Genomic DNA, 23,730 nt, shown 5'->3' with positions numbered 1-23,730 from the left:
TTTAAAAATTTCTTTAGGCATTTTCTCCATTGCATACAGACTTATAAAATCTAAAGTGAGTGAATCCACTCTTTGTTCAATCATTGATTCCTCTGTTTCTTCCTCTAAAACAAAAAGCTTCTTAACAGTCGCAAAAACTGTTAAGAAGCTTTCATTACTTCCGCATATAAGGAGCTAATATCCCTAAAATCTCTGCTTTATCTTCTTTTAACTCAAGGGATGTCAACATATCCATCGTCCGAGGACGATGTAAATTAACCTTCACCTCACCTACAATTGTTGCTGGTCTTTGTGACATAATGAATACACGATCAGATAACAGAATCGCTTCATCTAAGTCATGCGTTACCATTACAATCGTTTGCTTCTCTTGATGCCATGAATCTAAAAGCCAATGATGCACTTCCATTTTTGTAAATGCATCTAACTTACCAAACGGTTCATCAAGTAACATAATCGGCTTTTCACATAAATAAGTACGAAGAAAACTAATCCGCTGACGCATACCACCAGACAATGCATCTGGATAATGATTTGCATATTCAGCTAAACCAAACTGCTGCAAGGCTTCCATTCCTTCTGCAAGTCGCTCTTTCTTTGGCTTCCCATCAATTTCTAATGGAAGAACAATATTTTGTAGTGCTGAGCGCCACGGAAGCAATAGATCTTGCTGCGGCATATAGCTTACAATATCCTGTTTTTGAACAAGAGTATCGTTGTAAATTACCTGACCACTAGTCGCCTCTTCAACACTCGCAATCAGATTTAATAACGTACTTTTCCCGCAACCACTTGGGCCTACAAATGAGACAAACTCACCTTCTTGTATAGAAGCGCTAATCTTTTCTAGTACATTTTTTCCATCAAATGCTTTCACAACATCTTTTATTTGTAATCCGCTCATTTTTCACTTGGAAGGAATTCATTTGTAAATGCATCTTTTACATCAATTTTCTTTTTAATCACTTTATTATCGTGTAAGAAATTCATGTAATTCGTCCAAACTTCTTCCTTCTGTACTCCCCATGCTTTCGCATCATCTTGATACTTCGTACTTAACCACTTTTGACTCTCTTGTACTAACTCTTTATTAATGTCCGGTACATTTTTTATTAAAATATCAGCCGCTTCTTTTGGCTCTTTAATTGCAAAGTTATATCCCTCTGCCGTTGCGTTCATGAATTTTTTCACAAAATCCTTATTTTGTTTTGTGTTCTTTTCACTTGTGATAATGACAGGGCTATAGAAATCTAGTGCTGGATCTAGATCTTTTACCATGATTGTATTTAATTCTTTTCCTTGTCGTTTTGCTTCAATACCGTCCCAGCCATAATAAATCCATTCAAAGTCTGCATCTCTACCAATTGATTTAAAGAAATCTGTTTGTCCAAGAACGATCTTTTCTACTTTATTAAAATCAGCTTGATGTTTATTCATAATTGTTTTCAGTGTTGCTTCTTCCGCTGGCGCTCCCCAGCCCCCATAACGCTTTCCTTCAAAATCTTTCGGAGAAGTAATATTATCTTTTTTCAACGATGCAAATGCAGATGTGTTATGTTGAATAATTGCTCCAATCGAAACAACTGGTATTCCTTCAACACGAGCTGATGTTACATTTTCTTGATAACTCACACCGAAATCCGCTTTTCCTGATGCAATCATTTGCTCTACCGATACGTTATCACCTGGCTGAATAATTTCTACATCTAAACCTTGCTTTTTATAGTAGTCTTTCGTCTTTGCTACATATAAACCAGTATGGTTTGTATTTGGAAACCAGTCCAAAACAACTTTTACTTTCTTTTCCTTATCTGTACTCTCTTCTTTCTTCGCTGCATTACAACCGACAACACCAACTGCAAGTATTGCGGCTAGCATAACTTTTAAACCTTTTTTCATTTTCTGCCGTCCTTTCTGTATATCCATGGTGCTGTTAGTCTTGCCATAAATTCTACAATAAAATACAAGAACAATGTGACCATGACAATAATTGCTGCGATACCAAATACACGGGCTGTTAAAAAGGATTTTGTTGCACGCGTAAGCATGACACCTAATCCTTCACTCGCACCAAGCCATTCCCCAATAATTGCTCCCATCACACTATATGTAACAGCTATTTTTAGTCCTGAGAAAAAATACGGGAGCACAGCTGGGAATTTTACCTTCTGATAGATTTGCCATTTCGACGCTCGCATTGTTTGTAGTAACTTGAGCATATTTCTATCTACTGTTTGAAAACCTTCTAAAATACTAAGAGCAATTGGAAAGAAACAAACAAGAATAACGACCATCACCTTTGGAAGCATCCCATATCCAAACCAAATAATAAATAAAGGTGCTAGCACGACAATCGGAATGGTTTGTGAAATAACGAGTAACGGATTAATTAACAAACGAAACAATGGAATAACGTCCATAATAATTGCAATACTCGTTCCAAGTAAAATCGCAAAGAATAATCCGATGATAACCTCTTGCAATGTTTGTATTATATTTGGTAGTAATAAATCCTTCATTCCAATCAGTTCCTGTACAATAGCAGAAGGTTTAGGCAAAATCCACTGTTCAATTTGAAATAATGAAACAGATCCTTCCCATATGGCAATGAGAAGGATTAGCCAAAGCGCTGTAATTGTTATATTAGATCGTTTCTGGTTTTTCATATTCATCACGGTACTTCCAAACTTTCTCATCAATCGTTACACCAGTGCTTGGACGATAATGAATTTTAATAGACGTAATCACTTCTTCTGCGCCAGCATCAACACAAGCTTGTTGTGCACGTTTGATCACGTCGAGAAGCGCATCTAATTCTCCTTCTAGCGTTGTTTCCATCGCACCTACTTCATAACGAACACCAGATTGTTGTACGACTTCAATTGCTTTATCAACAACGGCATACACATCTTTCGTTTTTGCTTGTGGTACGACTGAAAATGAAATGGTAACTTGTTGTGACATACTAAAATCCCCCTTGCAAAATATGTTTTGTAAAAAGAAAAGGCTTTCCCACGAAATACGTAGGAAAGCCTTGCATGCAAGTTATTATACAATAACATCTGCTTACATCACTTTAAGTAACTCCCTACGCTGGCATTATCCAGATCAGGTTGAGGGTCGATGCTCACTTACATCCTCTCAGCCAATTGGCTCCCCGGTTTTAATTCGTTTTCATTGTAGCATGATTTATTTTTTCAAACAAACAAATCACATTTTTTCATCACTTTACACTTAATTTTCTTGAAATAATGTCACAAAATGTAGTGAATGTTACTTTTTACGTGTTATATAATAAAAAAGGTTTATATAACAACTTTCTCTTTGTTTAATTTAATAATTATCAGTTAAATTTAAATTATTCAAAAATATCTTACCATATGAATTTCGGAGGTAGTTTATCATGTTTTGGCTACAATTTCTTACCTTGCTTCTCTGTATTTTTATCGGTGCACGCCTTGGTGGAGTTGGACTAGGAGTAATGGGCGGAGTTGGTATGGCAATACTCGTATTTGTCTTCCACTTACAACCAACAGCTCCTCCTATTGACGTTATGCTGATGATTTTAGCAGTCATTACAGCTGCGGGTGCCCTGCAAGCTGCGGGTGGAATGGATTATCTTGTCCATCTCGCAGAAAAAGCACTACGTAAAAATCCAAAGCGCATTACATTCTTTGCTCCTATTGTAACTTATTTATTTACGTTATGTGCTGGAACTGGTCACGTTGCCTATTCTGTACTTCCTGTTATCGCAGAAGTATCACGAGAATCAGGAATTAGACCGGAACGCCCAATGTCCATTGCCGTAATCGCTTCACAACAGGCAATCACAGCAAGCCCAATCTCAGCTGCAACTGTGGCCCTATTAGCGATGCTAGCTGATTATAAAATTACATTGTTAGATATTTTAAAAGTAAGTATTCCTTCTACTTTTATCGCTTGTATGCTAGCTGCTTTCGTTGCGAGCAAAATGGGTAAAGAGTTAAATGAAGACCCAGAATACTTAAAACGATTGAAAGAAGGCATGATTCCGAAACTTGAAGAAAAGAAAGAATTTATCGGTGCAAAAGGTGCCAAGTTATCTGTTATTCTTTTCTTATTCGCTACTCTTTTTGTTGTCCTTCTTGGTTCATTCGAAGCACTTCGTCCAGGATGGATGGTAGATGGAAAATTAGTTCGTCTTTCAATGCCAAATACAATTGAAATGGTTATGCTTACAATTGCTGCTCTTATTATTATCTTCTGTAAACCAAATGTAGAAAGCATTGTATCTGGTAATGTCTTTAAAGCAGGCGCTACAGCTGTTGTTGCAATCTTCGGTATCGCTTGGATGGGAGACACATTCTTCAATGGAAACTTAAATACCATTCAAGGATCGATTCAACACTTAGTAACAAGTGCACCATGGTTATTCGCTATTGCATTATTTATTCTATCTATTTTACTGTATAGCCAGGCAGCAACAGTACGTGCGTTAGTGCCACTCGGATTATCACTTGGTATTTCACCAGCACTTCTTATTGCGATGTTTCCTGCAGTAAACGGATATTTCTTCATTCCGAACTACGGAACAATTGTTGCTGCGATTAACTTTGATCGCACAGGAACAACACGTATTGGTAAATATGTATTAAATCATAGCTTTATGATTCCTGGTTTGGTTGCAACATTTACCTCCATTGGAATTGGAATGCTACTCATTTCAATTATGTTTTAACATATAAAAGCACAAACTTTTTTTGAATAAAGTTTGTGCTTTTTCATTTAATCAAACGTTTGTTTAAATTTTTCATTCAATAATTTCTACGTTATACCCTTTCTTTTCTATCCCACTTAATACTTCTTCAATATGATTTTTATCCTTCGTTTCTAGCGATAAATGAAGCTGCGCATAACCTGGGAATACCTTTGTTCCAATCCGCTCTAAATGAATATGCAACACGTTTGCTTCAAAACTTGTTACAATTTCCAGTAAGTGTTGCAAATGTCCTGGTTTATCTTTAATCATCGTTGCAATATGAACGAATCGCCCTGCTTCAACCATTCCATGTTCAATAATACGAGTAATGAAGTTTACGTCGACATTACCTCCGCTTAATATTGACACAACTTTTTTCTCTTTCACAGGTACTTTTTGATAAAGTAAAGCTGCTAATGAACTAGCACCCGATCCCTCTACTAATAGCTTATTGCGTTCAAGTAGCATTAACATCGTTCGCGCTATTTCCATTTCATCCACACAAAAAATATCATCTACGTAACGCTCTACAAGCTGAAAAGTAAGCTCTCCTGGCCTTTTCACCGCGATTCCATCTGCCATAGTTGGTGAAGATTCTACTGTAATTACTTTCTTTTCTTCGATAGATTGCTTCATACCTGGACAGGCAAGTGCTTGTACACCATATATTTTCACCGATGGCTTTTGCTCTTTAATCGCCATCGCAACACCTGCGATTAAGCCACCGCCTCCAATAGGACAAATAACAGCTTCTACATCATCAAGCTGCTGCAAGATTTCTAAGCCTACGGTACCCTGACCAGCAATCACCGCTTCATCATCAAACGGATGAACAAATTTCGCTCCCGTTTGTTCTTTCAAGTCTAGCGCATAAGCTAAAGCATCATCAAATACATCCCCTTGTAATTCCACATGTGCACCATATCGCTTCGTCGCCAGCACTTTACTAAGCGGTGCACCTTTTGGCATCACAATCGTGCAAGGAATGCCGAGCATATTACTAGAATAGGCGACTCCTTGAGCATGATTTCCAGCTGACGCAGCAATGACTCCATTCTCCATTTCACCTTTATCAAGAGAAACCATCTTATTATAAGAACCACGCACCTTAAAAGAACCCGTCTTCTGCAAATTTTCCAGTTTTAAATACACTTCATTCTTTGATAATTCACTAAATGTACTTGAATAATCTAGTGGTGTCATATGTACAATGCCTTTCATTTTCTCATGAGCAGCTATAATATCTTGTAAAGAAATCATGTTGTCGCCTCCGAAACAATATATGTTCATACACGTTAGTTTGAGCGGCACCAATGTTTTTATGCTGAAAAGTAAAACTTTAATCCGTGGAATTTCTTCCCCTGACTACTTCTATATCATGAATTAGAACTTTGCTGAACATTAATCTCTTACTTCACCGCTTTGCTTTCTAGAAATTTTAAGATAAGAATATTAATGCACCAAAGTTCTTGCTAAAACCCTTACTTCTATAAAAACTACATACATCAAATATGAAATGTATAATACCTTTGTAATTGAAAAACCTTTACCGCAATATAGCCACATAACAAAGCTGTATCTTCAATGACTCCTTGAATTGCCATTGAGATTTTCAATATAAATTCTTCATAGCTGCCTCTTTTAAAAGATATAGAACTAAGAGCGTCTTTAATTAGACCTCTTCTTTGGTCTAAGGCAACTTGTAAAACCGCTTGAACCCAAACAGCAAAAGCAGGTGCCTCTTGAATAATTGATTGTGCAATATAATACCCCATACCTGGCTGAATATCTTCATCTACTGCCATTACAAGCTGTTTTTCTCTTTCTCTCACATACCCTGAATAACTACCTTCAAAAGTTCGAATAATATGTAATAATTCATCTATTTTTCCGTCTCTTGTCACCAAATCTGCTTCTAGCATGCAGAGCGTTCCCATAAAGTCAAATACTACTTGTTCTCCCCATGACTGTAATATATATATCGCATTTGTTGCCGCTTCTTCTAATGATTCAGCCTCTTGAACTTTTTCATTTAATTCTTCTACTAACGGTTCTGCTTGAATCCATTCCCCTGTGTATCGGTGTAAATACCAAAATAAACCCATCCATACATTTTCATATAGATAATTAACTTCTCGCACAACCTCTGGTCTTAAAGACTGATTCTCCACTGAATCCCCTTCGAATAATTGCTGTACAATTTCTTCTATATTATCTGGATTACTTTTTAATGCATCATCTATTTTTATAATGTCATGCTTAATCAAATTTCTCCCTCCCTAAATTAAAACCCATTAAATTTTGGATTGCCCTTTCCAAAAGCATCAAAATTCGGATGATCAATTTTATAATGTGTAGCTTGAAAAAACATTGAGAGTAATAAAAGTCCCACCGATAATATTCCTAATACAATTCCACCGCCTACATGTTCTCCATATCTTCCCTGCAGCTCTGTATTTAAAAAATGTCCCGCAAACCCTGCAGTTCCACCCCCTAAAAAACCTAATCCATAAATAATTTTTCCAATTACTGTTTTAGGATTTATTGCTTCTTTTAAAATAATTTCCCGGAATTTATAACCTATTATTTTACATATAAGAAAACACCCTACCATTCCAACACCAATTTCCCACATACTTCCCCATCTATACCACGTTGCCATCAAAGTAAATATGCAAGATAAATCAAACTGAATAATACCAAAATAAATTCGCCAACCTAAATACTTCTCCCACTTAAATACATAAGAGAGTACAGCTAACAAAAAGTTTAAAAGCAAGCCAGAAATAACATATAACATACTATCCGGCCATGTAACTAAACATGCACACCCAAAAACGAACGGAAAAAAAACACTATAATAAATTCCTTTATATAGCCTTATATCTTTTTTTGTGTTCAAATTTTCACTTCCCTATATAGGTTATATAAATCTTTCAAGAGAAGATTGAGATTACGGATTTTCCAATTGAATTTCCAATTCCTTTTACTTTATCTGAAATCGAATTTCCAACATCTTTTATAACTGCTGATGAACCTTTTAGAAAATCGTTTACTCCTTTTTTAACAGTATTATCTATAAAATTTCCTACCCCTCCAGAAGATAGGATATAACTGGCACCTAAACCAACCAAGAAACCAACTGCTGTTCCAACCCCTGGAATTACAGAGCCAATTGTTGCTCCCATCAAGGCCCCTGATGCTGCAGTTGCAGCTGCCCCAGCAGCTACAGATACAGCTGCTCTGCCTAAATCCACAGTAAGTGCAGATGCATATTCAGTACTTAGTAAGCCTTTTCCATTAGACAGATATTCTTTTGTTGTACCACCTACAGTTAATAAAGTCCCAAATAAACCTTTCCCTTTCATAATATTTTTTATCGCTTCTACACTTTTACCTTTTTTAAACAGACTCGTTACATCAAAACTTTCTTTTAATGCACCTTTCACACCATTTCCCAAACTATAATATTTTCCTACTTTTGTATTATCATAGTTATATCTCGTCCCATTTAAACCAGATGTTTTCTTCCACCCTAAATACTGCCTATCTACTATTTTTAGAAAAAACCCTGCACTTTTCTTTAATTTTCCTCCATCTGAAAATCCAGTAAATGGTCTTTTTTGCCCATATAAGTATGTTTTTCCCTTCACAGCATCCGGCTTTATCTTTAAGCCCTTCGCAATTGAACCATATCCAGGTATAATCACTTTATAGTAGGCACCACTTAATGTTTTATATAATTTCCCTAAACCTAACGCATTATCTGCATTTAAATTAGAAATGCCCTTACTTTTCTGCTGTGAAAGTGCCCCTTCTCTATCTGCCTTCTCAAACTCTTCAGCCTTCTGTCTTAGTTTATCTCCGAGCTCATAATATTGCTTACTAATATTTTTAGCCACAGTAGAAGCTTGTTGCATTTCATGTTCAATCCGACTCCTTACCTTTACTTCCCATTGTATTTGGGCATACGAACTTCGAAGTTGTCCATCTGTTTGTTCGATAAAGTAAGCAAACTCCTGTATCTTCTTTGCTAACTGATATAATTTCTCTGGTGTTACTATAATTTTTGTCATCTTGGCAATCACCTTTTTCGAAAAAAATAGAATAATCAGTTTTAACAAAACGATTATAACATACCATTTTTTGTATTACCATAAAAAGGAATAATATAATGATATACAATTTCATAGATGTATTAAAATGATACTCGCTCTTTCAAAATAGCCTATTACTATATAAGAAAAGCAGCTTATTTCTTTTTAAGCTGCTTTCTTTTTCTTATTTATTTACTTGCTCCATAAGTTTCTTCGTACTTTCATAAGGTGAATCTGCTAAACTTATCGCTGAAATAATGGACAATCCATCTGCCCCTGCCTCTATAACAGAAGCGGCGTTTTCAGTTGTAATTCCACCAATCCCAACAATTGGGATCATAATTCCTGACTCTCTAAAATGACGCAATCCTTTTGTTCCTTGTACTGCTTTTGTATCCTTTTTCGTGCTTGTTGGAAAGATAGGTCCTACTCCTAAATAATCCGCTCCATTTGTAATCGCAAAACGCGCTTCTTCTATCGTATGGGCAGATACCCCAACGATTTTATCTCCCATTTTTTCACGAACGGATGTAATTCCTTCATCATCTTGGCCGACATGAACACCATCTGCATCTAATTCAATTGCTAATTCCACATCATCATTCACGATAAATAGAACATCATATTCTTTACAAAGCGTTTGTAGCTGCTTTGCAAAATGAACCCGTTCTTGACCAGTTAAAGCTCCCTCACCCTTTTCACGAAATTGAAAAAGGGTCACTCCACCATCTAGCGCTTCTTTCATAACTTGCAGTGGATCCTTTTGGCAGTTATTACTTCCCATAATAAAATAGACTTGTAATAACTTAGATATTTGTTGTCTATCTATGCGTGGCATTTCTCTCATCCCCCCTTAGCGAACCTCTTCTACTTCTCCATATTGTTCAACATCGTTTGCAGTAACATTAGCTAGCTGATTCAAAAATTCAATTTGGAAACTCCCTGGGCCTTGCTCTACCGTTTTACTTGCAGCAATTTCTGCTGCTACACCATAAAATGTTAATGCAGCAACTGCCGCTTTCACATAATCTTTTTCAACTGCTACGAATGCTCCCATTACAGAAGTTAATAGACAGCCTGTTCCTGTGACTTTCGTTAAAATCGGATGGCCGTTACGAACGATAACAGTTCGCTCACCATCTGTTACAACGTCTTCTTTTCCAGTAACCACCACCACTGTATCTAGTTCACCCGCTGCTTGTTCCGCAATTCCTACAACATCACCGTTTCCAGTTCCAGCATCGACGCCTTTAATTTCCCATTTCTCATTAATTACATTGGCAATTTCCGCTGCATTTCCGCGAAGCATTGCTAATTTCACTTCACTCGGTATATATCTTGCTACTTCTGTTCGATAAGAAGTAGCCCCTGCGCCAACTGGATCAAATAATACTGGTACATGATGTGTATTTGCAGATTTTCCAGCAATGAGCATCGCTTCCACTTCTTCAGGGCGAAGCGTACCCATATTTAGAACGAGCGCTCCTGCAATGCTAGCCATTTCTGCCACTTCTTCTTTTGCATACGCCATCACAGGTGATGCTCCTAATGCAAGTAAGCCATTGGCTGTAAAGTTTGTCACAACGACATTTGTAATATTATGCACAAGAGGATTAGCCCATCTTACTGTTTCCACTACTTTTGCGATTTCTTGTATATTCATTCTCTTCATCTCCTAACTTAATAGTGGGAGATACACAAAAAGACACTTTGCGTATGCAAAGTGCCTGAACATGTGCTGTTACACTCTCCCTACGCTGGCATTATCCAACAGGTTCTAATGGTCAACAACAGATTAGTCGTACTCTCAGTCTGCATCCGCAAACTCCCATGTGTCCTTATTCGTCTAATTCAGAGTCTACTCTTATTCTAATAAAATAACAAGTTTGTATATTTTTTATCTTTATATTTAGAAAGATATTTTGGCACATCATCTTTTATCACTTCCACCACTTCGCCACATCACGCTTCGATACTTTTCCATAAAAACGAAAAACATACCCTACTATTCAAAGATGTAGAGTATTTAATGACTAACAAAAGGTTAGAATCTTCAGCATAACTGAATCAAAAAAGGATGTATGCTATATTTAACTTATGGAAATTTGAAAGGATGTTTTAAATATGGCAAAAAGTGTTGTAATTGCTGAGAAACCTTCTGTCGCACGTGATATTGCACGTGTACTACAGTGTGATAAAAAAGGTAACGGTTATCTTGAAGGTAATAAATATATCGTTACTTGGGCTTTAGGGCATCTCGTTACATTAGCAGACCCAGAAAGCTATGATATAAAATACAAAAAGTGGAATCTAGAAGATTTACCAATGCTACCTGAACGTTTGAAATTAACAGTGATTAAGCAAACTGGCAAACAGTTTAATGCCGTTAAAAGCCAACTGATTAGAAAAGATGTAAATGAAATTATTGTAGCTACAGACGCAGGTCGCGAGGGGGAATTAGTCGCCCGGTGGATTATTGATAAAGTTAAAATTAATAAACCTATCAAACGTCTATGGATTTCATCTGTTACCGATAAAGCCATCAAAGACGGATTCGTAAACTTAAAACCAGGTAAAGCATATGACAATTTATACGCTTCAGCTGTCGCTCGTTCAGAAGCTGACTGGTACATCGGCCTAAATGCAACACGTGCATTAACTACAAGGTTTAATGCTCAACTAAACTGTGGTCGTGTACAAACACCTACTGTGGCTATCATTGCATGTCGTGAAGATGAAATAAAAAACTTCAAAGCACAAACATACTATGGTATTGAAGCTCAAACAGCTAGCAAATTAAAGCTAACTTGGCAAGATGCGAAAGGCAATAGTCGTAGCTTTAATAAAGAGAAAGTCGATGCCGTTGTGAAAAAACTCGACAAGCACAATGCTACTGTCGTTGACATTGAGAAAAAGCAGAAAAAATCATTTGCTCCTGGTCTTTATGATTTAACAGAGCTACAACGTGATGCGAATAAAATTTTTGGTTACTCTGCAAAAGAAACGCTAAATATTATGCAAAAATTGTATGAGCAGCACAAAGTATTAACGTATCCTCGTACAGATTCACGTTATATCTCATCCGATATTGTCGGAACACTTCCAGAACGTCTAAAAGCGTGTGGAGTAGGAGAATATCGTCCTTTAGCTCATAAGGTTTTAAATAAATCTATAAAAGTTTCTAAGGCATTTGTTGATGATAGTAAAGTAAGCGATCATCACGCAATTATCCCAACGGAAAGCTATGTGAATTTCTCAGCTTTCACAGATAAGGAACGTAAAATTTACGATTTAGTTGTAAAGCGCTTCTTAGCAGTTTTATTCCCAGCCTTCGAATATGAACAACTAACATTACGCACAAAAATTGGTGATGAAACATTCGTCGCACGCGGTAAAACAATTTTACATTCCGGTTGGAAAGAAGTATATGAAAACAGATTTGAGGATGACGATGCAGGTGAAGATTTAAAAGAGCAAATTTTACCTCGTATTGAAAAAGGCGATACATTAAACGTAAAACTAATTGCACAAACATCAGGTCAAACAAAACCACCTGCACGCTTTAATGAAGCAACATTACTTTCAGCGATGGAAAACCCAACAAAATACATGGATACGCAAAACAAACAACTTGCTGACACATTAAAGTCAACTGGTGGATTAGGTACTGTAGCCACACGAGCTGATATTATCGACAAGCTATTCAATTCATTCTTAATTGAAAAACGTGGTAAAGATATTCACATTACATCAAAAGGCCGTCAGTTACTTGATTTAGTACCGGAAGAACTAAAATCTCCTACACTAACTGGTGAATGGGAGCAAAAACTTGAAGCGATCGCAAAAGGTAAATTAAAAAAAGAAGTATTCATTGCTGAAATGAAAAACTATACGAAAGAAATTGTTACTGAAATTAAAGCGAGCAATAAAAAGTATAAACATGACAACATTTCAACGAAGTCTTGTCCAGACTGCGGTAAACCAATGCTTGAAGTAAACGGTAAAAAAGGCAAAATGCTCGTATGCCAAGACCGCGAATGTGGACATCGTAAAAATGTATCTCGTACGACAAATGCCCGTTGCCCACAATGTAAGAAAAAATTAGAACTACGTGGTGAAGGTGCTGGCCAAATTTTCGCGTGTAAGTGCGGATATCGTGAAAAGTTATCCACTTTCCAAGAACGTCGTAAGAAAGAATCCGGTAATAAAGCAGATAAACGCGACGTTCAAAAATATATGAAACAGCAACAAAAAGAAGAAGAGCCATTAAATAATGCACTTGCAGAAGCGTTAAAGAAATTAAAATTTGATTAAACAAAAAGGTTCCTACCGTTTTCAGTAGGAACCTCTTATTTTTAATGAATGATTTTACTTCCTTTTGCATTCTCAACGAATTTTTCACTCGATTTATTAATCGGTGTTTTCAGTACGAGTGCAAGTACAAGCATAATTACCACAAAGACACTCAATACGAGAAGATCTCTTATCACAATATCCCAAAGCATCCCACCCACTGTTTCACGAATTGCACTAATTGCATATGTGAACGGTAAGAACGGATAAATTGTTTGGAAGAATTTTGGAAGCATTTGAATTGGGAATGTTCCACCCGATCCAGCCACCTGTAGTACGAGTAGAATGATTGCCATCGATTTCCCAACGTTTCCAAAAACAGAAACAAGTGAATACACGATACAAACAAAGACTCCACCAATAAATAAGCTGAATAAAACAAACCAAAACTTATCAACTACATACGTACCAAGTAAGAAAATATCTCCCATCGCTACAATAAATGCCTGTGCAAGACCTATCGTTAAGAACGTTAAGAAACGTCCAAAGTAAATCTCATGACTCTTATAATTTGCGTCTGGCTCATGTACTTCTACTGTTAATAATGAAACCATTAAAAGTGCCCCTACCCATAATGCAAGCACTGTATAGAATGGTGACATCCCCGAACCGTAGTTTGGCATCGCAAATAATTTATTTTCTTTTAAATTTACTGGTTTTGCAAAATAATCACTTTGCTGTTCAACATCATTTTTCAATAAACGGATGATATCTTTTACATCCTCTTCCGACTCAAATTGGCGAATCTTATCTGCTAATTCTTTAATTTTCTTCTCAGCAGCTGGCATTTCTGCCTTAATATCTTCCACTTTCTTTGTACCTTCTACTAAGCCTTTTGATGAATCTTCTAGCAGTTTTTTAACATCTGGAAGCTTTTTATCTGTATCGTTCAAAATTTTAGATGTATTTTTCGACATCTCTTTTGTACGAGCGATTGCTGCATTGAAGTTCGGCACGATTTCGGAATCGTATTTTGCTAAAATGTCACCTAATTCAGCTGAAACATTTTTCGATACTTCATTAATACTTTGGATTACATCTTTTGCTGGTTGTTGTCCTTTATTAATAGCGTCAATTCCTTTATCAGTTAACTCCATGCCTTTTTGTAAACCACTTTTAGCTTTTTTCAGCTTCGCAATTTGATCATTAAAGTTTTTATCGCTATTTACATCAGCTAAAACTTTGTTGGCATTCTCTAAGACAGGTATCATGTCACCAATCATATTTGAAGCTGCTTGGAATTGACCGTTTAAGCTATTTAAAGCTACTTTTGTTGAATCTAACCCATTAATACCTTTATTTTGTAGGTCTTCCATTGCTTTTTGAGCGTCAGATTTTAAACCTTCAATACCATCTCTTACCTTATTATATTCGTTCTTTGTCTTTTCATATGTTTCATTTATTGTATTAGTTGCTTGATTTTTAATTTGGTCACCAGTGCTAACTGCTTTTTGATAATCTGCTACAAATGTTTCGTTATAATCTTTTTCAGCTTGATCAATTAAACCATTTACTGCATTTAGCTTTTGATTAATTCCATCTCTCACATCTTGTTTTACTTCTTGACCTGTACTAATTAGGTCATTAAGATGTTTAAATCGATTGTTCAAGTCTTGTTGACCATCTCTAATAGCTGTTAAATGTGCTACTCTATCCCCAAAAAACTTCTTACCGAAATCAGTTGTTGCATTCTGCTGAAGTGTAGACATCATAGTAATAATTGAAGAAAGATTATCTATATGCGTTTGAAAATTATTAGAAACAGTTGTGATATTTTTCTTTGCTATTTCCGGATCAATGCTTCCATTTTGTAACCCATCCATCACACTTTGTGCATATGCAGTTCCTGTGCGTGCGGAGTTCAACACAGTGTTCACAGTTTGATTAATATTTCTCGCAATATTTTTATATCCCTCAGTATTCAACTCTGGAAGTTGTGGCATTGCCGGAAACTCAGGAAGTTTAGGCAACTGAGAAAAATTAGGAACATCTAAGTTAACTCCTGGACCCATTAAAAAGTCAGTTATGGCCGCTGCATCATCCATGCCTTTTTGTAGAACCGTTAAATCTCTCTTAATTGTTCCTGGTGCGTTCTTTAAAGTCTCATCATTTCGTGCGAAAAATTCATCTAAACTTTTCAATGTTTCCTGTCCATCATTAATCACACTTTCCACAACCGGTAAATCCTCTTGCGCAACTTTCACAAGGTCTTGCGCTCTACCAGCATCATCTAATGCCGTATTCACAAGTGTATACATTTCCGGGAATTGTGCTTCTAGCTTAAACACAAGATCTTTTACTTTTTCAATACTTGGTAAGTTTGTTTCTAAATCGATTCCAAGATCATTGAAGATTTTAAAAATCTCACCATTTGCTGTTTTAACAAAGTTTTTACTGATTTCTTCTGCTATACCTGATGCACCTTTTGCCGTAATTTTCGGTGCAATGGCATTAACCTTTTCATTTACAAAATAGTTCAGCTCTGGTTTTTGTGGATTATCGCTAATGACTGTTGTAATTTTTTCAGAGAAATCTTTTGGAATCGTAATGCTTGCATAATAGTCTCCACGCTCTACTCCATAAATCGCTTGCTTTTCATCAACAAATTTCCAACCAAAATTCTTGTCTTTCTTAAGTGAATCTATAATTTCTTTCCCGATGTTAATATCTTTTCCTCGTAGGTTTGATCCAACATCTTGGTTAGAAACTGCAATCGGGATCTCTTTCGTGTTCCCATATGGGTCCCATGAAGCTTTAATGTTAAACCATGCATATAAAGATGGTAAAATCATAAGCCCTATTACAATTACAATCGCAGCCCAATGTTTGGCTACATTCCGTAAGTCCGTCGTATAAATACGCCATATCTGTTTCATATAAGCTATCACCTAATTATATATTTTTCCTTCTTTAGAAAATGATGCATGCATTTTGCAATTATATCATTTTCCTCGTTGTCGATTAAAAGAAAATGTACTATTTTCCAAAAATCTTTTACTTACTTCATTATATAACGAAACCGATAAAGTATTCATACAAAATGACCAAATCGGTTTTACATTCAGTAATAACAAATATATAGGAAATGTCATAAGAAATACAAGTATTTTATCTTGGAAATACTTGTATTTGCAGAAAAAAAAAATCCTCACAGCGCTTACATGGCCATGAGGATTCCTTCTATATTATATATCCAACTGAACTTCTACTCCAAAATGGTCTGAAATAACATTTCGATTTACACCATTGAAAATAACTTTTGAAGAAAGAACTGTTGTTGGTTTGTTGCTTAAAATAAGATCAATTCGTAAGTTCTGCTTATTTTCATCCCAACCAGCAATTTTCCCTTGTACAGTTGTTCCTTCATCTTTTTTCAAAGCTAACTCATATGTGTCATAAAACCCTTTTTGCATAAGGTAATCATATCCTTCACCTTGCAAACGAGCATTATTATTAAAATCACCCATTAAGAATGAAAGTTCATTTCCATTCACATTCTTGATTAAACAATCTACTTGGTCTTGAAACGGCTCTTCTTCATCATTCCACCAGCCGAGGTGACAAGAATACAATGTTATATTCTTCCCTTTATAAGAGATTGTTACACTAACAATTTTCCGTGCTTTCCAATAAGAGATATCCTTACTTTCTGATATAAAGAAAGAATTTTGCTTCACAATCGGATGTTTCGTGATGATAGCTAAACCTTCTTCATATATGTCATAACCAATATGCGAGAAATCCCAAACGATATTGTAATTTCTTAAGCCTAACTTCTCAAGCTCTGCAAGTAATACAAGGCCGTAGTTATCCTTTTTCTTATTACGGCATACATTTTGAGCTTTTATAGACTGGCTGACCTCTTGCAAGGCAATAACATCGTAATCTTCTTCTTGAATCGTTTTAGCGAGATGTCTTATTTTCTCTATTTGATTCTCTTCTTGCCAAGAATGACAGTTTAAAGTAAGTAATTTCATTTATTATGCACCTAACATATCCTGAATGTCTGATTTCAACACATCAGCTTTCGGACCGTATACTGCTTGAACACCTTTGTCTTTTACAATAAGTCCCAAAGCTCCGTTTTGCTTCCACTGTGCCTCTGGTGCAACTACATCTAGATTTTTTACTGTTACACGCAGACGTGTCATACAAGCATCTACATCAGCGATATTATCTTTCCCACCTAACAAATCAATAACCTTTGTTGCTAATGAGCCTTCTTTTACATTCGTTGTGCTTTCTTCTGATTCATCCTCGTTATCAATATAGTTACCTGCACGACCCGGTGTTGGTAAATTGAATTTCTTGATTAAGAAATTGAATAATGTAAAGTTTAAACCGAAGAATACTGCTGAGACAACTACAAAGTTAATTAAGTCTCTTGTTAATCCTGCGTTAACCATCATTGGTGTACGTGTAATCAATTCAATAAATCCAAACGCATGAACACGTAAGTTAATAAGATCTGCTAATGCAAATGCAAGTCCTGTTGTAATTGCATATACAATATATAATACCGGTGCAATAAACATGAACATAAATTCAATAGGTTCCGTTACACCTGTTAAAAATACTGCTAATGCAGCTGATAAAAACATTGGTTTATATTTTGCACGTTTATCTTTATCAACATTACGGAACATTGCAAACGCAATACCGATTAATGATGCAGTTGAACCAATCACTTGCCCAACTTTGAAGCGAGCTGGAACAACATTATTTAATAAATCGTTATACGCTTTTGTGTCACCATTTGCTAATAAATTATTCAAATCAGTAATCCATGCAAGCCATAACGGATCTTGTCCTGCTACAACCTGACCAACTTTTGCTCCAGTTAACATCGTATACGTTCCGCCAAGCTCTGTATAGTTCATCGGAATCGTTAACATATGATGTAATCCAAATGGTAATAACAAACGCTCTAATGTACCATATACGAACGGTGCAACAACTGGTGCACTGTCTTTTGATGCCGCAATCCAACGACCAAATTCGTTTAATCCACTTTGGATGAATGGCCATAAAAGTGATAAAACAATAGCAGTAATTGTAGACCAAACAATTACAACGAATGGTACAAATCGTTTTCCATTAAAGAATGCTAACGCTTGTGGTAATTTATTATAGTTATAATATTTATTGTATAAGGTAGCCCCTAAGAACCCTGTAATAATCCCTACGAATACTCCCATATTTAATGCTGGTGCACCAAGTACAGAAGTGAAATAATCTTTTACAATTAAATCCCCTGCTAATAATGAAGAAACTTTCGCTTTTGAATCCGCTAACATTTCAGCGTTCACACCGAATATAGCTCCTGTAATTCGGTTTGTTAAGACGAATGCTAATAGCGCTGCAAATGCACCACCTGCCCGATCTTTCGCCCAGGATCCCCCAATTGCTACTGCGAATAAAATATGCAAGTTTGTAATAATTGCCCAACCGATGTCTTCCATTACTCTAGCAATTGTATGTACTGCATTTACATCCCCAGCAGACATGCCAATTAGCTTACCGATGGAAATCATTAGACCAGCAGCTGGCATAACAGCTACAACAACTAGCAATGCTTTCCCGAACTTTTGCCAAAAATCAAAAGACGTAATTTTCATCTGTTTCTTCCTCCCTCTTATTTATAAAATCCCTAATGATATAGATAATAATTTCTTTTTTTATGAAAACGATACCTCTTTTTTAACGCAAACGTTTTCATAAACCTATTTTAATAAAAGCGTTTTCACATTGCAATATAAATTTATTATTTTTCATAAAAAAAGATGCTACGAGAGCATCTTTTTTTATCAAGAAATACGATAAACCCTTGTTTCATAAGGTTTTAAAGTAATTGTAGTACATTTGTTATGTTCCGTTACTTCATAGTTATTTAAGAGCAAACGTTTGCGTTCTAGTGCGAATGAATCCTCATTATACACCGCGTTCTCTTTAGATATATTACTAATTACAATAACTTTCTCATCATTTAACGTACGCGTATACGCATAAATTTGTGAATCGTCCTCTAAGATTAAATCATATGTTCCATAATTAAATACATCATGCTCTTTTTTAAGTGCAATCATCTTTTTATAGAAATTAAAAATAGAATTAGCCTCTACTTGCTGTTTTTGAACATTAATTTCTTTATAATTTGGATTCATTCCAAACCACGGTGTACCAGTTGTAAAACCAGCGTTTTCTTCATTATTCCATTGCATTGGTGTACGTGAATTATCACGACAAGACGCCCAAATGATTTCCATCATCTCTTGATGAGGTACACCTTCAGCAATTTTCTCGCGGTATAAATTCTTAATTGCTACATCATCATAATCTTCAATATTCGGGAACTGAACGTTTGTCATACCAATTTCTTGACCTTGATAAATGAATGGTGTTCCATGCATAAAGAAGTACATTGCTCCTAAAGCCGTTGCACTTTCACGCCAATACTGTTTATCATTTCCCCATGTGGAGACTATACGCGGTTTATCATGGTTCTCAATATAAAGTGCATTCCACCCTTTATTCTCTAATCCTTTTTGCCACTTTGTTAACACCTTTTTCAGTTCCACAACATCAAGTTCTTTTTTCTTTTCTGCATCCCATAAACTTAAATGCTCAAACTGAAATACCATATTGAATTTACCATTCTCTTCTCCAACCCAAAGGTCTGCATCTTCAATTTTGACACCATTGGCTTCCCCAACAGTCATAATATCGTATTTTGAAAATGTATTTTCCTTAAGTTCTTCTAAAAGTGGCTGAATTCCATTTACATTCATATGTTTATCAAAAGAAGGAACATACTTTAAGCCTTTTGGATTTGGCATGTCTTTTAGACCTTCTTCTTTTTTGATATGACTGATTGCATCTACACGGAAACCATCAATTCCTTTATCTAACCACCAGTTTACAGTATCATATAAGGTTTCACGGACTTCTGCATTCTCCCAGTTTAAATCTGGTTGTTTACGTGAGAATATGTGTAAGAAATATTGATCCGTTACTTCATCATATTCCCAAGCAGAACCACTAAAAATACTTTCCCAGTTATTCGGCTCTTCTCCATCCTTACCATCACGCCAAATATACCAATCACGTTTTGGATTATCTTTAGAAGAACGTGATTCAACAAACCACGGATGTTCATCACTCGTATGGTTAATCACTAAATCAATAATAAGCTTCATATCACGTTTATGCACTTCATCTAGTAATTCATCAAAATCAGCCATTGTACCAAACTCATCCATAATGTCTTGATAATCGCTAATATCATAACCATTGTCATCATTCGGTGATTTATACATTGGACAAATCCAAATTACATCTATTCCTAAATCCTTTAAATAATCAAGCTTTGCAATAATGCCTTGTAAATCTCCAATACCGTCACCGTTAGAATCCATAAAGCTACGTGGATAAATTTGATAAGCAACAGCTTCTTTCCACCATGTTTTATTCATAATAGTTCTCTCCTTTTGCATCCCTTCGGAAATTTATGCAAACGTTTTCGTAACACTATCATAACAAAATATGAGGAGTTTGCAACGAGAATTTTTATCTTATTATTAAATATCTACTTTTCATTAAGAAACAATACTCTCTTCTGATTGACCTTACACATTTTTTATACTGCTCCAAATTTTTAACCCTCCTTTCTCATGAATATAAGCACAAATAAAAAATCATCCAATTTATGTCCGATTTCCCGTAACATTTTGGATGATTAAAGTTTTCTTATCTCTTTCATTTTTAATTATTTCTCCCAACAATTCCCTTGTTATACTAAGCTAATTATATATCTTATGATTTTCATTCAATAACTGCAATTCGATATTTGGTACTTTATTTTCTAATACAGTCTCCCCATTGCCAACTGGAATTTGAAATTCAACTTTCTTTGTTTCATGGCGCTGTAAATAAACAGGTGTTGGTACTTGATAACTTTTCACTTTCTTGTTTTCATCTTGATATAGAACTAGTTGTAGCGATTGTGAATGATTACGATAATTTTTTAAAGTGACGACGCAATTTTGCTTAAAATGCTCTCCCTTTTTTTCCATCTTACATTGACTATCTTCTTTTTTATATTCAATTGCCTCTAGTCCTTTTTTTCCTGTATAGTGCCATGTTTTATCAAGGGTTTGAAGTACTTTATTTAAAGTAAATGGCATCATTATAATCAAACTACTTATGCACACTACTTTTATTTTATTAAGCTTCTTTAACCAATTCGAATCATTCTTTTCTAACCACTTTATAAGAAATAGAAAAGAAATTACTTGTAATACTAAAGAACAAATCCAGATATTCGAAATCTTATACCCCATATAAATATATGTATCTACTGGAATTCCATATGTATGAAATAGTTTTTCCCCGATTAATTCATTGTCGTTTGGTATTTTTATTAATAGTAATACTCCAATACTATAAAAAATAGCTACTAATCGATCGTATTCAATCCGAATCATTCTTTCTCCCTTCCCCTTGTTTTTTATTATCGATTTTAGCTAAAATTATCAGAATATACAATCTTTTTATAGGGAATAACATAAAAAAGTTCCTTATAAATATATAAAGAACTTTATTAATATATAATACGAATAAGAGAATTAATATGTAATTTTACTATTTTAATAATACTTCTCTTATCTACTATTTATTATGCAGTTTTCACATCGAAATTTCCTCAAAATAAGTTGGATCATGTATTGTAATTTTTTTACCTAAAACCGTAACAATACTATCATTCTTTAACTGTTTTAATACGCTACTCACAGTCTCTCGAGAAGTTCCAGATATTTTGGAAATTTCAATTGTCGTGAGCGGGCATGAAATTACAATCTCTTGACCATTCTGCTCACCTAAATCGTTCATTAAATAATTTAATGTCTGAATGACGCGATCTTGTGCATTGGGGATTGTAATATTTTGCACACGATTTTCGTTAATTGTTAATATAGAAGATAACTGCTGAACAACATACATGAGCTGTGTTCTGCTTGACTTCATCATATCTTCAAAAATCACTGTAGGAATATAATATACTTCTACATCTGTCATTGCTTCAGCTGTATAATTATATCTCTCATCAGTAAACATACCACCATAAGGAAAAATAGAAAGTCGTTTTACATAGTCTTCATATAATAAATTCCCGCTTTGATTCACTCGCTCTAACTTTACAAAACCATCTAGCATGAAATAAATTCTTTCTCTTGAATCACCTTCTAAAAATAAAAATTGACCTTTCTTATAAGTTCGCCAATAAACAAACTCTGTTAGGCCTTTCAATTTTTTTTCTGTTACATGCGAAAATAATTCAAACTGCTTTAGATCTTTAACTACATTCCGTCTATTCATAGAACTCCCTCTCTCTTGCTATATGTTGGAGTGAAACGTCAGGAAAGCGCATTCAAGTTTATTTTATCATGGTTAACCTATATATCTTGATCTTATCATGAATACTTTATGAACATTAGTTATCAAAAAATTACTCATAAGTAAAAAAGAATGAAGTTATTAACTCCATTCTTTTTTACTTACTAGTAATGAAAGAGCTATATTTATACACACACACATGCATCCTGATTAGAAATAATAGTACCTGCCTTTTCTTCTAATGCTTCATATACCTTTTCTAAAGAAGTAATAATTGTTTTTCGTTTTGGATCTGTATTAGCAAAGTTTATAGCAGCTTCAATTTTTGGGAGCATACTACCTGCTGCAAATTGATGATCCTGTATATATCCTTCTAATTCATCAACTGTAACAGCCTCTAATCTCTTTTGATCAGGTTGATTAAAATTCACATAAACATAATCAACTGCAGTTAAAATGACTAGCGTATCAGCATCTACTAATTCTGCTAACTTTTGAGCTGCAAAGTCTTTATCAATAACAGCTTCAGTACCTGTTAAACCTTCCTCAGAGTCAATAACTGGGATTCCGCCACCTCCAACAGCAATGACTATATTTCTATCTTCTACTAATGAATTGATTATTTTATGCTCATGAATACTCACAGGCTTTGGTGATGGAACAACTCGTCTCCAGCCCCTTCCTGCATCCTCTTTAAATACAGCTTTTGTTTCTTCCATTAACTTTCTCGCTTCTTCTTCTGTATAGAAAGGCCCAATTGGCTTTGTAGGATTTTGAAAAGCTTCATCCTTTTCATCCACGACAACACGTGTTATAACCGTTGCTACCTCTTTCTTTATTTTACGCTTTTTCAAAGCCTTCTCAATTGCATTTTCCATCCAATACCCAATCATTCCTTGGCTCATAGCACCACAAGTATCTAACGGCATTGCCGGTGTTTTTTCTGTATCGGCAGCTTTTTGTTGCAATAAAATGTTACCTACTTGCGGACCATTGCCATGTGCAATAACAACATCCACATCGTTTTCCATAATTTTAACGAGTTGCTCTGCCGTTCTTTCTAACGCTTCTTGCTGCGCCTCAGCAGTAGCCTTTCCAGATTGTATAGCATTTCCCCCTAGTGCAACTACAATTTTTCTTCGTGTCATA

General features: G+C 35.3%; 19 protein-coding genes and 2 riboswitches. Of the genes, 2 read left to right on the top strand and 17 right to left on the bottom strand.

Annotation, left to right across the window (positions count from 1 at the left end; translation table 11 throughout):
• Window positions 1-154: 154 nt before the first annotated feature.
• From QRY57_RS03895 to QRY57_RS03880, 4 genes are read right to left on the bottom strand one after another with little or no spacing between them, the layout of a single operon-like run.
• Entirely contained in the window at window positions 155-904 is a 750-nt protein-coding gene (locus QRY57_RS03895) for an ABC transporter ATP-binding protein (protein WP_286016703.1), read from the bottom strand.
• Window positions 901-1,899: an ABC transporter substrate-binding protein gene (locus tag QRY57_RS03890; protein ID WP_098302391.1), complete on the bottom strand. Its 999-nt coding sequence runs from the start codon at window positions 1,897-1,899 to the stop codon at window positions 901-903. The genes QRY57_RS03895 and QRY57_RS03890 overlap by 4 nt, the downstream gene beginning before the upstream one ends.
• Entirely contained in the window at window positions 1,896-2,672 is a 777-nt protein-coding gene (locus QRY57_RS03885; protein ID WP_286016702.1) for an ABC transporter permease, read from the bottom strand. Before QRY57_RS03885 ends, QRY57_RS03890 begins: the two co-directional genes overlap by 4 nt.
• Window positions 2,644-2,964 (bottom strand): MTH1187 family thiamine-binding protein, encoded by a 321-nt coding sequence (locus tag QRY57_RS03880; RefSeq protein ID WP_286016701.1) that lies wholly within the window; start codon window positions 2,962-2,964, stop codon window positions 2,644-2,646. Before QRY57_RS03880 ends, QRY57_RS03885 begins: the two co-directional genes overlap by 29 nt.
• Before the next feature lie 104 nt (window positions 2,965-3,068).
• A riboswitch (TPP riboswitch) is annotated at window positions 3,069-3,170 on the bottom strand.
• Window positions 3,171-3,403: 233 nt separating this feature from the next.
• Here QRY57_RS03880 and QRY57_RS03875 point away from each other — a divergent pair.
• Entirely contained in the window at window positions 3,404-4,717 is a 1,314-nt protein-coding gene (locus QRY57_RS03875) for an anaerobic C4-dicarboxylate transporter family protein (RefSeq protein ID WP_026592556.1), read from the top strand.
• Between the two features lie 72 nt (window positions 4,718-4,789).
• Here QRY57_RS03875 and ilvA read toward each other — a convergent pair whose 3' ends face one another.
• The 6 genes from ilvA to thiM form a co-directional block, all read right to left on the bottom strand.
• Window positions 4,790-5,998, bottom strand: a complete 1,209-nt coding sequence (gene ilvA / locus QRY57_RS03870; RefSeq protein ID WP_286016700.1) for a threonine ammonia-lyase — start codon at window positions 5,996-5,998, stop codon at window positions 4,790-4,792.
• Between the two features lie 245 nt (window positions 5,999-6,243).
• Window positions 6,244-7,005, bottom strand: a complete 762-nt coding sequence (locus QRY57_RS03865; RefSeq protein WP_286016699.1) for a hypothetical protein — start codon at window positions 7,003-7,005, stop codon at window positions 6,244-6,246.
• Between the two features lie 17 nt (window positions 7,006-7,022).
• On the bottom strand, window positions 7,023-7,538 hold the full coding sequence (locus QRY57_RS03860; protein WP_139265564.1) for a hypothetical protein: 516 nt from the start codon (window positions 7,536-7,538) through the stop codon (window positions 7,023-7,025).
• A gap of 136 nt (window positions 7,539-7,674) precedes the next feature.
• Entirely contained in the window at window positions 7,675-8,814 is a 1,140-nt protein-coding gene (locus QRY57_RS03855) for a WXG100 family type VII secretion target (protein WP_286016698.1), read from the bottom strand.
• 205 nt (window positions 8,815-9,019) lie between these two features.
• Complete coding sequence (thiE, locus tag QRY57_RS03850; RefSeq protein ID WP_490715734.1) at window positions 9,020-9,673, bottom strand: thiamine phosphate synthase; 654 nt, start codon at window positions 9,671-9,673, stop codon at window positions 9,020-9,022.
• Window positions 9,674-9,688: 15 nt separating this feature from the next.
• Window positions 9,689-10,498 carry a hydroxyethylthiazole kinase gene (gene thiM, locus QRY57_RS03845; RefSeq protein WP_286016696.1) on the bottom strand — a complete coding sequence of 270 codons (810 nt, stop codon included), beginning with the start codon at window positions 10,496-10,498 and terminating at the stop codon, window positions 9,689-9,691.
• A gap of 69 nt (window positions 10,499-10,567) precedes the next feature.
• A riboswitch (TPP riboswitch) is annotated at window positions 10,568-10,677 on the bottom strand.
• 282 nt (window positions 10,678-10,959) lie between these two features.
• On the opposite strand from thiM, the gene QRY57_RS03840 reads away from it, so the two are divergent.
• Window positions 10,960-13,149, top strand: a complete 2,190-nt coding sequence (locus tag QRY57_RS03840; RefSeq protein ID WP_286016695.1) for a DNA topoisomerase III — start codon at window positions 10,960-10,962, stop codon at window positions 13,147-13,149.
• 41 nt (window positions 13,150-13,190) lie between these two features.
• Here the strand turns inward: QRY57_RS03840 and QRY57_RS03835 are convergent, their stop codons facing one another.
• The 7 genes from QRY57_RS03835 to arcC all read right to left on the bottom strand — a co-directional run bounded on the left by QRY57_RS03835 (window position 13,191) and on the right by arcC (window position 23,729).
• Window positions 13,191-16,064, bottom strand: a complete 2,874-nt coding sequence (locus QRY57_RS03835) for a YhgE/Pip domain-containing protein (RefSeq protein WP_286016694.1) — start codon at window positions 16,062-16,064, stop codon at window positions 13,191-13,193.
• 309 nt (window positions 16,065-16,373) lie between these two features.
• Complete coding sequence (locus tag QRY57_RS03830; protein WP_286016693.1) at window positions 16,374-17,165, bottom strand: endonuclease/exonuclease/phosphatase family protein; 792 nt, start codon at window positions 17,163-17,165, stop codon at window positions 16,374-16,376.
• Between the two features lie 3 nt (window positions 17,166-17,168).
• A complete protein-coding gene (locus tag QRY57_RS03825) occupies window positions 17,169-18,806 on the bottom strand; it encodes a PTS transporter subunit IIBC (RefSeq protein ID WP_026592566.1) in 1,638 nt (545 codons plus the stop codon).
• A gap of 189 nt (window positions 18,807-18,995) precedes the next feature.
• Window positions 18,996-20,660 (bottom strand): glycoside hydrolase family 13 protein, encoded by a 1,665-nt coding sequence (locus QRY57_RS03820; protein WP_026592567.1) that lies wholly within the window; start codon window positions 20,658-20,660, stop codon window positions 18,996-18,998.
• 327 nt (window positions 20,661-20,987) lie between these two features.
• Window positions 20,988-21,671: an ABC transporter permease gene (locus QRY57_RS03815; RefSeq protein ID WP_090692496.1), complete on the bottom strand. Its 684-nt coding sequence runs from the start codon at window positions 21,669-21,671 to the stop codon at window positions 20,988-20,990.
• A 202-nt stretch (window positions 21,672-21,873) separates the two neighbouring features.
• On the bottom strand, window positions 21,874-22,563 hold the full coding sequence (locus tag QRY57_RS03810) for a Crp/Fnr family transcriptional regulator (protein WP_026592569.1): 690 nt from the start codon (window positions 22,561-22,563) through the stop codon (window positions 21,874-21,876).
• A gap of 203 nt (window positions 22,564-22,766) precedes the next feature.
• Window positions 22,767-23,729, bottom strand: coding sequence for a carbamate kinase (gene arcC / locus QRY57_RS03805; RefSeq protein ID WP_026592570.1), 963 nt, complete (start codon window positions 23,727-23,729; stop codon window positions 22,767-22,769).
• Window position 23,730 lies beyond the last annotated feature (1 nt).

The organism is Bacillus arachidis (assembly GCF_030285945.1).
Lineage (GTDB): Bacteria > Bacillota > Bacilli > Bacillales > Bacillaceae_G > Bacillus_A > Bacillus_A arachidis.
This window is presented reverse-complemented; position numbering and strand designations above follow the sequence as displayed.

What these genes read in the sequence shown, in the direction of transcription:
- QRY57_RS03830 (WP_286016693.1), bottom strand. Translation starts at nt 17,165, where the DNA reads ATGAAATTACTTACTTTAAACTGTCATTCTTGGCAAGAAGAGAATCAA.
- thiE (WP_490715734.1), bottom strand. Translation starts at nt 9,673, where the DNA reads ATGCCACGCATAGATAGACAACAAATATCTAAGTTATTACAAGTCTAT.
- thiM (WP_286016696.1), bottom strand. Translation starts at nt 10,498, where the DNA reads ATGAATATACAAGAAATCGCAAAAGTAGTGGAAACAGTAAGATGGGCT.
- arcC (WP_026592570.1), bottom strand. Translation starts at nt 23,729, where the DNA reads ATGACACGAAGAAAAATTGTAGTTGCACTAGGGGGAAATGCTATACAA.
- QRY57_RS03825 (WP_026592566.1), bottom strand. Translation starts at nt 18,806, where the DNA reads ATGAAAATTACGTCTTTTGATTTTTGGCAAAAGTTCGGGAAAGCATTG.
- QRY57_RS03810 (WP_026592569.1), bottom strand. Translation starts at nt 22,563, where the DNA reads ATGAATAGACGGAATGTAGTTAAAGATCTAAAGCAGTTTGAATTATTT.
- QRY57_RS03840 (WP_286016695.1), top strand. Translation starts at nt 10,960, where the DNA reads ATGGCAAAAAGTGTTGTAATTGCTGAGAAACCTTCTGTCGCACGTGAT.
- QRY57_RS03895 (WP_286016703.1), bottom strand. Translation starts at nt 904, where the DNA reads ATGAGCGGATTACAAATAAAAGATGTTGTGAAAGCATTTGATGGAAAA.
- ilvA (WP_286016700.1), bottom strand. Translation starts at nt 5,998, where the DNA reads ATGATTTCTTTACAAGATATTATAGCTGCTCATGAGAAAATGAAAGGC.
- QRY57_RS03890 (WP_098302391.1), bottom strand. Translation starts at nt 1,899, where the DNA reads ATGAAAAAAGGTTTAAAAGTTATGCTAGCCGCAATACTTGCAGTTGGT.
- QRY57_RS03835 (WP_286016694.1), bottom strand. Translation starts at nt 16,064, where the DNA reads ATGAAACAGATATGGCGTATTTATACGACGGACTTACGGAATGTAGCC.
- QRY57_RS03875 (WP_026592556.1), top strand. Translation starts at nt 3,404, where the DNA reads ATGTTTTGGCTACAATTTCTTACCTTGCTTCTCTGTATTTTTATCGGT.
- QRY57_RS03885 (WP_286016702.1), bottom strand. Translation starts at nt 2,672, where the DNA reads ATGAATATGAAAAACCAGAAACGATCTAATATAACAATTACAGCGCTT.
- QRY57_RS03860 (WP_139265564.1), bottom strand. Translation starts at nt 7,538, where the DNA reads ATGTTATATGTTATTTCTGGCTTGCTTTTAAACTTTTTGTTAGCTGTA.
- QRY57_RS03880 (WP_286016701.1), bottom strand. Translation starts at nt 2,964, where the DNA reads ATGTCACAACAAGTTACCATTTCATTTTCAGTCGTACCACAAGCAAAA.
- QRY57_RS03855 (WP_286016698.1), bottom strand. Translation starts at nt 8,814, where the DNA reads ATGACAAAAATTATAGTAACACCAGAGAAATTATATCAGTTAGCAAAG.
- QRY57_RS03820 (WP_026592567.1), bottom strand. Translation starts at nt 20,660, where the DNA reads ATGAATAAAACATGGTGGAAAGAAGCTGTTGCTTATCAAATTTATCCA.
- QRY57_RS03815 (WP_090692496.1), bottom strand. Translation starts at nt 21,671, where the DNA reads ATGATTCGGATTGAATACGATCGATTAGTAGCTATTTTTTATAGTATT.